The sequence below is a fragment of the Pseudomonas sp. FW215-R2 genome (assembly GCF_058789255.1).
Genome location: NZ_JBYTBO010000011.1, coordinates 127192 through 138778, shown reverse-complemented (window position 1 = coordinate 138778; position 11587 = coordinate 127192). Strand labels below are relative to the sequence as shown.

General features: G+C 58.3%; 11 protein-coding genes and 2 tRNA genes. 8 read left to right on the top strand and 5 right to left on the bottom strand.

Going from position 1 to position 11587, the window contains the following annotated elements; translation table 11 throughout:
• The first annotated feature begins 148 nt into the window (after positions 1-148).
• Positions 149-225, top strand: a tRNA-Arg gene (locus AC3WRD_RS17125).
• Positions 226-244: 19 nt separating this feature from the next.
• Here the strand turns inward: AC3WRD_RS17125 and AC3WRD_RS17120 are convergent.
• Positions 245-763, bottom strand: coding sequence for a cell envelope protein SmpA (locus AC3WRD_RS17120; protein ID WP_102621023.1), 519 nt, complete (start codon positions 761-763; stop codon positions 245-247).
• A gap of 319 nt (positions 764-1082) precedes the next feature.
• Between AC3WRD_RS17120 and mgtE the strand changes: the two genes are divergently transcribed.
• Positions 1083-2525 carry a magnesium transporter gene (gene mgtE / locus AC3WRD_RS17115; RefSeq protein ID WP_085730362.1) on the top strand — a complete coding sequence of 481 codons (1443 nt, stop codon included), beginning with the start codon at positions 1083-1085 and terminating at the stop codon, positions 2523-2525.
• A 114-nt stretch (positions 2526-2639) separates the two neighbouring features.
• Here the strand turns inward: mgtE and AC3WRD_RS17110 are convergent, their stop codons facing one another.
• Positions 2640-2966, bottom strand: coding sequence for an Arc family DNA-binding protein (locus tag AC3WRD_RS17110; RefSeq protein WP_003178899.1), 327 nt, complete (start codon positions 2964-2966; stop codon positions 2640-2642).
• A gap of 389 nt (positions 2967-3355) precedes the next feature.
• On the opposite strand from AC3WRD_RS17110, the gene phnN reads away from it, so the two are divergent.
• Positions 3356-3925, top strand: coding sequence for a phosphonate metabolism protein/1,5-bisphosphokinase (PRPP-forming) PhnN (gene phnN / locus AC3WRD_RS17105; protein ID WP_102621022.1), 570 nt, complete (start codon positions 3356-3358; stop codon positions 3923-3925).
• Here the strand turns inward: phnN and AC3WRD_RS17100 are convergent.
• On the bottom strand, positions 3900-4079 hold the full coding sequence (locus tag AC3WRD_RS17100) for a PA3371 family protein (protein WP_102621021.1): 180 nt from the start codon (positions 4077-4079) through the stop codon (positions 3900-3902). The two genes, phnN and AC3WRD_RS17100, sit on opposite strands and share 26 nt — an antisense overlap.
• 19 nt (positions 4080-4098) lie before the next feature.
• Positions 4099-4329, bottom strand: a complete 231-nt coding sequence (locus AC3WRD_RS17095; protein ID WP_102621020.1) for a hypothetical protein — start codon at positions 4327-4329, stop codon at positions 4099-4101.
• A 284-nt stretch (positions 4330-4613) separates the two neighbouring features.
• Here AC3WRD_RS17095 and AC3WRD_RS17090 point away from each other — a divergent pair.
• Positions 4614-4690: transfer RNA gene (locus AC3WRD_RS17090), tRNA-Arg, on the top strand.
• Between the two features lie 72 nt (positions 4691-4762).
• Here the strand turns inward: AC3WRD_RS17090 and AC3WRD_RS17085 are convergent.
• Positions 4763-6142 carry a lysozyme inhibitor LprI family protein gene (locus AC3WRD_RS17085; RefSeq protein ID WP_102621064.1) on the bottom strand — a complete coding sequence of 460 codons (1380 nt, stop codon included), beginning with the start codon at positions 6140-6142 and terminating at the stop codon, positions 4763-4765.
• Positions 6143-6364: 222 nt separating this feature from the next.
• Here AC3WRD_RS17085 and AC3WRD_RS17080 point away from each other — a divergent pair, with 222 nt between their 5' ends.
• From AC3WRD_RS17080 to AC3WRD_RS17065, 4 genes are all read left to right on the top strand, one after another.
• On the top strand, positions 6365-7969 hold the full coding sequence (locus AC3WRD_RS17080; RefSeq protein WP_085730389.1) for a tetratricopeptide repeat-containing response regulator: 1605 nt from the start codon (positions 6365-6367) through the stop codon (positions 7967-7969).
• A complete protein-coding gene (locus tag AC3WRD_RS17075; RefSeq protein WP_096818078.1) occupies positions 7966-8658 on the top strand; it encodes a sensor histidine kinase in 693 nt (230 codons plus the stop codon). Before AC3WRD_RS17080 ends, AC3WRD_RS17075 begins: the two co-directional genes overlap by 4 nt.
• A gap of 219 nt (positions 8659-8877) precedes the next feature.
• Entirely contained in the window at positions 8878-10119 is a 1242-nt protein-coding gene (locus AC3WRD_RS17070; RefSeq protein WP_173861370.1) for a glutamine synthetase family protein, read from the top strand.
• 68 nt (positions 10120-10187) lie between these two features.
• Entirely contained in the window at positions 10188-11558 is a 1371-nt protein-coding gene (locus AC3WRD_RS17065) for an MFS transporter (RefSeq protein ID WP_102621018.1), read from the top strand.
• Positions 11559-11587: the final 29 nt, after the last annotated feature.

The following is an 11587-nucleotide window of genomic DNA, read 5'->3' as shown; positions in this document are numbered from 1 at the left end:
CACTCGTAGCTCAGCTGGATAGAGTACTCGGCTACGAACCGAGCGGTCACAGGTTCGAATCCTGTCGAGTGCACCATTTAAGAGTTAGTTGCAGCAATGTAAGTAACTTGGTTTCAGCCAGTTGTGGTCTGGTCTAAAAACACAAAATGCACTCGTAGCTCAGCTGGATAGAGTACTCGGCTACGAACCGAGCGGTCACAGGTTCGAATCCTGTCGAGTGCACCATATACCAGAAAGCCCGCGTTTAACGCGGGCTTTTTGCTATCCGGGATTTGGCTTTTCCCGTCACGCATCCTTTCTCATCAAAATCGACTTGAGCACTGCGACCTCGCTTGAGGTCGTAACGATAGCTCGTTGCCGAATTGCGAATGCTGACCTTGTCGGGTTTGCCCAGGGCGCTTTCAACGTCCTGTTGGCTCATGCCGGCGATGATTCGTTGATTGATGATTGCTTCGCGCTTCTGTCGCGCGTCGATCAGATCTCCGCATTTGTCCTGAGTGCGCCCTACGACGGCCATTTCGCGTTTTCTTATATTCATACCGGATATTTCTTCGTGCCGGGCTTCGGGCATCAGTGCCACCGTGGAGCCAGGCGAATAGGGGCGTACTTCCTGAAGTGAAAGATGCTCATCGTTCGCGCAGCTCAGTGTCGTGAAGGTGAGGCTGCCGTCAGGGGCTTCGCAGCGGTGAAGTGTCGTTGCGTTCCCTGTGGGTGGGAGGCAGAGCAGGGTGGTCAGCATGAATCGGGATGTTTTCGATGGCATTCGGCGTCCTCCATGACGTTCCTCCTCAAGCGTAGCCGGCAGTTTTTTCACCGTCGGTGTGTTTTCTTTTCAGGATGAGTCGTCGCAGTCTGAAGAGTCAGGACAGCGCTCAGGTTTGTCTCGCAAGCGCTTGTTTCAGCCTAGATTTTTAACGTTTAAAACCGTCAGGCGGTGTATCATTGCGCCCGTCAGCCCCGCCGGGGCTTATGGAAAACCTCCATGGACTTACCCAGTAGTTACTCAGTACCCCGTTTTACCAATCATGAATTGACTGATTGATCCTTCCGGCGTGCCCCGCTGCTGGGAGTGGAGTTCGCCTATGTCCGAAATCGAAGTAAAGAAAACACAGGAAAGCCTGCAGGATCGCCTGGCTCAGGTCGTTGAGCTGCTGCAGCGCCAACGGGTCGTCGAAGACCTGACTCACCGCCAGGAAGGCGCACATCATGACCGGGTCGAGAACCTGGTCCACCGGCAAAATCTCGTCGAGCTGCAACGCAAGCTCGATGATCTGCACTCCGCCGACGTTGCCTACATTCTTGAAGCCCTGCCGCTGGACGATCGTCTGACGCTCTGGCAGTTGGTCAAGGCTGATCGCGACGGCGACATTCTTCTCGAAGTATCCGACTCCGTCCGTGAAACGCTGATCGCCGACATGGACGATCACGAGCTCCTGGCTGCCGCCAAGGACATGGATGCCGACGAACTTGCTGACCTGGCCTCCGAGCTGCCGCGAGACGTCGTCCATGAGCTGATGGAGACCCTGGATCAGCAACAACGCGAGCGTGTGCGTTCGGCCCTTTCCTATGACGAGGAGCAGGTCGGTGCGCTGATGGACTTCGAGATGGTGACCATCCGTGAGGATGTCAGTCTCGAAGTGGTTCTGCGTTACCTGCGCCGCCTCAAAGAGCTGCCGGGCCATACCGACAAACTGTTCGTGGTCGATTACGACGGCGTGCTCAAGGGCGTGCTGCCGATCAAGCGTTTGCTGGTCAATGACCCGGAGAAACAGGTTTCCGAAGTGATGGCCAGCGATCCGGTGAGTTTCCACCCGGACGAAGACGCCTATGACGCTGCTCAGGCGTTCGAACGTTACGACTTGATCTCGGCCCCGGTGGTCGACAAGAACGGCAAGCTGATCGGCCGTCTGACCATCGACGAAATGGTCGACCTGATTCGTGAGGAGAGTGAAAGCGAAGTCCTCAACATGGCGGGTCTGCGTGAAGAGGAAGACATTTTCGCGTCGGTCTGGAAATCCCTGCGCAACCGTTGGGCGTGGCTGGCGATCAACCTGATCACGGCATTCGTCGCGTCGCGGGTGATCGGTCTGTTCGAGGGCTCGATCGAGAAGCTGGTGGCATTGGCGGCCCTGATGCCGATTGTGGCGGGCATTGGCGGCAACTCCGGCAACCAGACGATCACCATGATCGTTCGCGCCATGGCACTCGATCAGGTCAGCACCGGCAACACTTCGCGCCTGATGCGCAAGGAGCTCGCCGTGGCGTTGATCAACGGCCTGGTCTGGGGCGGCGTGATCGGTGTGGTGGCTTACTTGCTGTATGGCAGCTGGTCGCTGGGCGTCGTGATGACGGCTGCCATGACGCTGAATCTGCTGCTGGCGGCGCTGATGGGGGTGTTGATCCCGATGACCCTGGCCAAGATGGGCCGCGATCCGGCGATGGGGGCCAGCGTGATGATCACGGCCATGACCGACAGTGGTGGCTTCTTCATCTTCCTGGGGTTGGCGACGATTTTCCTGCTCTGATTGCTCGCATCGAAACAGCCCGCCGATTGGCGGGTTTTTTTTCGTCCTTGAAAAACCTGAATAGCGGGCAAAAAAAAGCCAGCATTCATGCTGGCTTGAGATGTTCGGTTTGACTCAGGATGCGTCTGCGGCCATTTCGGCGTCGTGGGCGATCAGAGAAACCAGCGCGTTCTGCTGGCGATGGGAGAGTTGACGGAAGCGTTGCAACAACTCGCGTTCGTGCAGCGAAAGCTCCGGGCTGTCGAGGCGCATGCTCAGCTCTTCGCCCAGTGCACCTTCCTGAATAAGACTCTGCTCAAGGCGCGCAATGATCTCGGAGTTCATGCTGCGATGATGATTGCGAGCCACCTCGGCAATGCGTTCACGCATTCCGTCTGGCAGACGTACGACGAACTTGTCAGCCGTACGGCTGGAATAAATTGCCTGTTTCAATGGGCGCATATATTTAACCGGTTAGTTCAGGGGAGCGGTTCTCGGGATTGGCCGCAGGATGAGTCGTAGGACAAGCATCCGCGCCAAATGGTTCAACCTGAATTGTTAAGAGGCTCGCATCATGCCTCAAAATTGCCAGATCATTGGCGTCAATTCTGTGACAAATATTGATCCGGGTAAAGGCGTAATGCCAGCACCAATTATCAGAAATGCGGACTGGTTTGAAAAGAATGCGTCGGCCCGTATCGCTGACCGCGTCCTGAAGCGCACGAACAGATGCCCGAAGACGTCAGACCGTGCATGCTATGCGGCTAGAATCCTTGTTCCTTACCTTGTACAGGATAGTGGCAAATGGCCGATTTACTAGGGGCAAATGCCCGCCGGAGGGCGTTTTCAGGATGGATGGCAGGCTGATTTATCTCATGGGGCCATCCGGTTCCGGCAAGGACAGTCTGATCGAGGCTGCGCGTGAGCCATTACGTGCGTTGAACTGCGAAGTGATGCGTCGGGTGATCACGCGTTCGGCTGAATCGGTGGGCGAGGATGCGATCGGTGTGACGCCGCAAGAGTTCGAACAGCGTCAGCGCGCCGGAAATTTTTCTCTCGCGTGGCAAGCCAACGGCCTCTCTTACGGAATTCCGGTGGAAATGGACCAGTGGTTGAAAGCCGGGAAGCATGTGCTGGTCAACGGCTCTCGGGCGAACCTTCGACAAGCGCTGGAAGGCTACCCGGCATTGGTGCCAGTGTTGCTGACAGTTCGCGATGATGTGTTGCGTGAGCGCTTGCTCAGGCGTGGCCGGGAGACGCTTGAACAGATTGATGCCAGGCTCGCTCGCAATGCGCTGTTCAAGGAAAGGCGTTCAACTGACATGACTGTGCATCTGATCGACAACTCGGGCGACCTGGCCGATGCCGTTGGTCATCTGCTGGATCTGGTCAGGCTCAACGCAGTACCGGATCAAACTTGATCTTGCGCCCGGCAACCACGGCCAGCGCAAACAGCACAGCGAAAACGCCGCAGCCAATCAGGGGCAAAGAGATTTCCGTCTCTTCGAACAGCGAGAAATGCAAAACACCGTTCAAGAAAGCGAGGATCAACAACCCCAGGGCGGATTTGGACATGCTGTACTCCGAAAATGATTCAAAACACCAGGCGTTCGGACATCGGTGTCGTCTGTGCCTGATCTGACTCGCTGACATCTTGCGCAATAACGCCGCGCTGATCGCTCAGCACCGCCCACTGTGGCGCCTTCTGCACTTGCAGGTAGTGCGGCATGCGCTGTGCCACTGCCTCAGTGTGCTGGGGAGCGAATTGAAACCCCACCAGAACCGTCAGGGCGATTGCGTTGGCGAGCAAGAGGACGCGGTTCATGAGGCGGTTCTCCAGTTGTTCTTTTATAAGAATGACTGAAGCAGTCGTCGTGCCACTAGTCTAACCGCTGCCAAGTCCTTTAAAAACAAGCATTTAGCAGGGTTTTTAGCAGGGCGTGGATTGCATTCTGCAATGATGGCTTTTTGGAGGGGTGCAAATTGCACGATAAAACGTCCGACTGCATTGCAGGGCGCCTGCCTACACTTAAAAAGCCCTGCGGACGACATGACAAATCAGGGCCTGGCCGTTAACATGCACGCCGTCTGTTGCACCGACAGTCCTGTGTCTCAGTAGCTCAATTGGATAGAGCATCCCCCTCCTAAGGGGAAGGTTGGCAGTTCGAACCTGCCCTGGGACACCACATATTCAAAAGCCCCGCGCAGAGTGATCTGGCGGGGCTTTTTTGTGGCTCTCGGCGGCGCAGAATCAACTGCTAGAAAAGCTCGGCTCCGCGAGTACTGATCTCGGAACTGACCTGCGTCACATGCCGACGTCCTTTGACCGAGTAACTCTGCTCCGGATCCGTCGACCCAGGCTTGCGCAACATCAACTTTGCATACAGCCCGTCTTTATCGCCGTAACGCCCATACCAATTGATCAATCTTGCGATGTAGCACTCTTTGCCGATGATCACCGGCATATCGGTCACAGGTTCGTCTACGTAGTAGCCGGCACCATAGCTGTAGTAGGTATCGTCGCCTTCTCCCGATGCAGGAATGGGGCAGAGAGGGCCTTTATGCTCGCTCGGCTGCTGTGGTTTGCCAGCGTTCGATTTGGTCAACGCTTGGCTGAGCGTCTTTTGCAAACCTGGTTGAAGCTTGTAGGCGGTATTGTCGTTCTCGCGGTTTTGGTTGCGGGGCACGGTGAGTTGGTAGTCGTACCGAACCGTAATTGTTGGTATCTGACGATTGATCTTCAGGGGATTGATCAAGTACAGCTCATCAACACCGTATGAGCCATCGCGGAAGGCGAGATAGGTTCTCCCGTGAGACTTGATCCAGCTTGCCCATTGTTCGGCTCCGCGTTCACTAACGGAAAACAACGAGCTGCCAGCGCCTGATTCAGGATCATAAGGCGTCAATCGGCGAGTAAACCGCTCTCCATCACGGCGAAAGGTTTCATAGAACGTGAACAGGCCGGTGCCGCCGGTGTAGGTTGCAATGAGTAAGTCGCGTTGACCGTCACCGTCCAGATCCACAAGTGTGTAACTGGCCCGACCTTGCTCTGCATCTGCTTCGAGTCCTGATGCGGTCAGCGCCTTCCATTCATCCTGTGTGACACCCTTGGGAATGGTTTTGGGAAACAGTGTGTGATCCTCGGACGGGTCATCATTTGGATCGCCATCGAATGAGGTTTGACCCTTGCTGATCGTGAGAGAACCCAGCGCCCGTTCCAGGGCGAACTCCGGTTTGACCTTGGTCGCGGCGCGAATGCGTTGTTGCAGATCTTGCATGACCTGTTTGTCGGTGTCGTCAGGTTGATAGGCGACGGCGTCGATCCACTGCGCATGCAATCCTTCTATGCGATGTGAATAGCTCCGATTCAGGCAATCCACATCTTCGCCGCACGCTTCCCTTGTCTTCAGCCACTCGCGCTGGGCAGTCTTGATCCCGGCCTGTCCCGGCGCAATAGCCCTGATTAACCGCCCATAAATCGAGGCCATCTGCGCATCCAGCTCATACAGAGGCTTGTTCGCACAAATGGTGGTTTCCACAACACTCACAGCCTTTGTGCAGTCCATTCCGCTCGCCTGTGCCTGCTGGAAAAACAGCAGCGCACAGGCCGACACGATGTAGCGTCCTTTGATGTACACGATGAAAACCTTGAAGTAGGAGGGTGGGAGCAGGCGCGCAGGGTAATCGCTGTACAACGAATCTTGAAGCCCCGCTTCAAGAGAACCGTTGATCCGGCCGATAACCCATTCGGTGACTTCAGAGTCGCACGAAATCGCTTGATAGCATTTGGCCGGCAGCTATCATCTGCGCGCCTGAAATTTGCCCTCGGTCCATCCTCTTCAATTGCCTGGAAATCCTCGATGCTGTCGTATCACCAAAAGAGTTTTCTGATCGTCGATGATTTCTCGGATTTCCGCAGTTCCGTACGCTCGATGTTGCGCGAGCTGGGCGTCAAGGACGTGGACACCGCCGACACCGGTGAGCAGGCGCTGAAAATGTGCGCGCAGAAGTCCTATCACTTCATCCTCCAGGACTTCCACCTCGGTGACGGCAAGAAAAACGGTCAGCAGGTGCTGGAAGACCTGATGGTGGACAAGCTGATCAGTCACGAAGCGGTGTTTGTGATGGTCACCGCCGAGACCAGTCAGGCGATGGTGCTCAGTGCCCTGGAGCACGAGCCGGATGCGTACCTGACCAAGCCGTTCAACCGCATCGGCCTGGCCCAGCGCCTGGAACGTCTGGAGCAGCGCAAGACCCTGCTCAAGCCGATTCTGCAAGCCCTCGACCGTGGCAAACCGGTCGAAGTGCTCAACGCCTGTATCGCCCTGTGCAAACAGGACATCCGCTATTCGCCGCTGTGCCTGCGTTACCGCGCCGATGCCTTGCGCGACATGAATCAGAACGAAGCACTCGAGCGGCTGTATGACAGCATCATCGCCGACCGACCGCTGCCATGGGCATTTGCCGGTCTGGGCAAGTTGCTGTTCAAGCGCGGTCAGATTGCCCAGGCCAAAGGCGTGTATGAAAAAGCCCTTAAGGTATTCCCGATGATGCCGGCGCTGTACGACGGCATGGCGGATGTCCTGGTGGCTGAAGGCGACACCAAGGGCGCGCAACAGGTGCTGGAAGAGGCGATCCGTCTGTCGCCGCTGGCGGTACGTCGCCAGGCACTGCTCGGCAAACTGGCGATGGCCAACGAGGATTTCGACACGGCGTCGCGGGCCTACCGTCAGGCCGTGTCCCAAGGCGCGCAGTCGCGCTTCAAGGACCCGGAGAGCAATCTGGGCCTGGCCCATGCGCTGATCAGCAAGGGCAGCGAGAAAGGCCTCGATACCCGCACGCGACTGGAGATCAACACCACCCTCAGTGCCGTGGCCAAGGAAAACCCGACCGACCCCGGCCTGCAGATTCGTGCGCGTCTGATGAAGGCCACCAGTCTGCTGCTCAACGACGCCGAGACCGCCGAGAAACTCACCGAGCAAGCGCTGATGCGTCTCGACGGCATGGAGCAGTTCATGAGCCCCGAAGCCGCGCTGCTGGTCGCCAAGCAATTGCAGATGCTCGGCCAGGCCGAGGCGGGCACGTCGATGCTCAAGAGCTGTGCGGAAATCTACGGCGATGACCCGACGGTGATGAAAGACATCGCCAAGCTCACCGACGACCCGACTATTCTCAGCTCCAGCAATGCCGCCGCCGACCTCAACCGTCAGGGCGTGCGCGTGTACAAGACCGGCAACCTGGTGGAGGCCCGCGAGGTGTTCCGCAAGGCGCTGAAGATGCAACCGAAGAACATCAGTATTGCGCTGAACATGGCGCAGTCGCTGCTGCACGGCACCGACACCAGTGTGCCGTCGGCGGAGCTGGAAGAATGTCGGGCCTGCCTGAAACTGGTGGGCATGATGCCCGACACCGACGCGCGTTATTCGCGTTATCAGAAGCTGAAAAGCAAGGCGTTTGGCGAATGAACCAAGACGAGCAGGCACTGGATTTTTCCACGGTGATTGCCTCCACCGTGCACGACATGAAGAACTCTCTGGCCATGCTGATGCAGGCTCACAGTCAATGGCTGGCGCGTCTGCCCGAGGCCCAGCGAAAGGTGCCGGAGCAGGGCGTGATCGACTTCGAGTTCGCTCACCTCAACGGCATGCTGGTGCAGTTGCTCGGGCTGTACAAGCTCGGGGTCAACCAGATGCCGTTGCAGCCGGCCTATCACGAGCTGGACGATTTCATCGAGGCGCAACTGGCGGCACATCAGGAGGTTTTCGCCAGTCGCGGGATCATTGCCACTTATGAAGTCGACCCGCTCAGTCCTCTGGGTTTCTTCGACCGGGAACTGATCGCCTCGGTGCTCGGCAACTGCATCAACAACGCGATCCGTTACGCCCGTGAATCGCTGCTGATCACTGTCAGCGACGAGGCCGGGCAGCTGGTTCTGAGCATCAATGACGATGGCCCCGGTTACCCGGTCGAGATGCTCGAGCGCCAGGCCGATTATGTGCAGGGCATCAATCACAGCAGCGGCAGTACCGGCCTCGGTCTGTACTTCGCCGGACGCATCGCGGCGCTGCATCAGCGCAACGGTGTCGGCGGCCGGACCGAGATCCGCAATGGCGGGCCACTGGGTGGCGGTGTGTTCAGTATTTACCTGCCCTGAATCACGGATTCATCGACTCGAAGTCTTTTTGTTGGCCGCTGCTTGATATTCCGAACAGCTGAAGCCTATTTTGTCCGGGTCGCCGTTCGCGGCTCGCACAATAACAAGGATTGCGTCATGACAACCGATGGCCAGCGTTCACTCGCGCAGCGATTGACGGGCATTGATGAGATTGAATGTGTCACGCCGGATTTGAACGGCGTACCACGAGGCAAGGTAATGACCGCCGAGGGTTTCCTCGAAGGGCGGCGTTTGCAGATGGCCCGGGGGGTGCTGCTGCAATGCATCATGGGGGGCTATCCCGCTGCGCGGTTCTACGGCAGCGATGATGGCGACCTGGCGCTGGTGGCCGACCCTGCGCAAATCCATCCTCTACCGTGGAGCCAGGAGCCGCGCGCGCTGGCCATCTGTGATGCCGACGAACTGACCGGCGAAAGCTCCAACCTGTCGACCCGTGGCCAGCTCAAGAAAGTCATTGCTCGCTACGCAGCTCTCGGCCTGGCGCCGGTGGTGGCGACTGAACTCGAATTCTTTGTGTTCGCTCCGAACACTGACCCGACCCAACCGTTCCAGCCGCCAGTCGGTCTCGACGGTCGTCGCGAGGACGGTCACTCGGCCTTCAGCGTCAGTTCCAACAACGGTCTGCGGCCGTTCTTCAGTGAAGTCTACAAATGCATGGCGGCCCTGGGCCTGCCGCGCGATACCTTCATGCACGAAATGGGCGTCAGCCAGTTCGAGATCAACCTGTTGCACGGTGATCCGCTGTTGCTGGCCGACCAGACCTTCCTGTTCAAACACCTGCTCAAGGAAGTCGCGCTCAAGCATGGCCTGACCGTGGTCTGCATGGCCAAGCCGCTGGCGCACACGCCGGGCAGTTCGATGCACATTCACCAGAGCATCGTCGAGATCGGTAGCGGCAAGAATGTGTTCAGCGATGAAAACGGTCAGCCGACCGCGATGTTCCGCCACTTCATCGGCGGGCAGCAGGCGGGCATGGCCGACTTCACTGCGCTGTTTGCACCGAACGTCAATTCCTACCAGCGTCTGTGCCATCCGTTTGCGTCGCCGAACAATGCTTGCTGGTCTCACGACAACCGCGCTGCGGGCTTGCGGATTCCGGCCAGTTCGCCGGTCGCCCGTCGGGTCGAGAACCGTTTGCCGGGCGCCGATGCCAACCCTTACCTGGCGATTGCCGCGAGCCTGGCGGCCGGTCTGCACGGTATCGAACATGAGCTGGAGCCGAGCGCGCCGATCCAGGGTGAATTCGAAGTGCCGGACAATCTTTCGCTGCCGTGCACGATGCACGCTGCACTTGAGCGTCTGAAACGCAGCCAGTTGGCCAAGGAACTGTTCGGCAAGGAGTTCATCGAAGGCTACATCGCTTCGAAAACCATGGAGTTGACCAGTTTCTTTGATGAAATCACTCCCTGGGAACGGCGTGTTCTAGCTGCCCAGGCCTGACGAACTGTCGCCATCGGGCTATCGTTTGATAGCCCGATACTCACCGCAAGGAGCCGCTCGGAACGCCGATGCGCCAAATCTGGAAATCCTTTCGAGCGCTGTATTTCGCCTCGCTGATGATGTTGATCGGCTCGGGCCTTCTTTCTACTTATCTGGCTTTGCGTCTGGCGGCCGACCATGTCGACGGACTGTGGGTCGGTGCGTTGATGGCGGCCAACTATTTCGGTCTGGTGCTGGGCGGCAAGATCGGTCACCGGTTGATTGCCCGGGTCGGGCATATCCGTGCTTACTCGGCGTGTGCCGGGATCGTCGGCGCGGCGGTGCTCGGTCATGGTCTGGTGGACTGGTTGCCGGCCTGGCTGGTGCTGCGGACCATCGTCGGCCTCGGCATGATGTGCCAGTACATGGTGATCGAGAGCTGGCTGAACGAACAGGCTGACGCCAACCAGCGCGGCGTGGTGTTCAGCGGCTACATGATCGCCTCGTACCTGGGGCTGGTACTCGGTCAGCTGATTCTGGTCATGCACCCGGGGCTGGGCCTGGAACTGCTGATGCTGGTCGCCCTGTGTTTTGCCCTGTGTCTGGTGCCGGTGGCATTGACCCGACGGATTCACCCGGCGCCGTTGCATCCGGCACCGATGGAGCCTCGCTTCTTCATCAAGCGCGTACCGCAGTCGTTGAGTACGGTACTCGGTGCCGGTTTGATCATCGGTTCGTTCTACGGTCTGGCGCCGCTCTATGCCTCGCAGCAGGGGTTGTCCACCGAGCAGGTCGGTCTGTTCATGGGTACCTGCATTTTCGCCGGGTTGTTGGTGCAGTGGCCGTTGGGTTGGCTCTCGGACCGCTATGACCGGGCCTTGCTGATCCGTTGCTTTGCCGGGTTTCTGGCCGTAGCCGCGTTGCCGCTGGCGATCCTGCCGCAGGTGCCTCTGGAGGTCTTGTTCGGCGTCGGTTTCCTGTGCTCGCTGGTGCAGTTCTGCCTGTACCCGCTGGCCGTGGCGTTCTCCAACGACCATGTCGAAGGGGATCGGCGGGTCTCGCTGACGGCGATGTTATTGGTGACCTACGGGGTCGGCGCCAGCATCGGGCCGTTGTTGGCCGGTGTGTTGATGAAAATGTTCGGTAGCCAGAGCCTGTATGCGTTCTTCAGCTTCTTCGCGCTGGTGCTGGTGTGGCGCATCCGGCCGAAAGCCGTGACCAATCTGCACCAGGTCGACGACGCACCGCTGCATCACGTGGCGATGCCGGACAGCATGTCCAGTTCGCCGCTGGTGGCCGCGCTCGACCCGCGGGTCGATGAGCAAGTGGTGCAGGAGCAGATGCAGAATAACGCCGCGCCTGAACCGGCACCTGAGTCTGCACCTGAATCTGAGTCACCTGTGGAGCCTGAGGCCGGCAACGACAATCCTGCGCCGGACATCAGCGGCGCCAGGCCTTGATTCTGAAAAAACACCAGGCATAAAAAAAC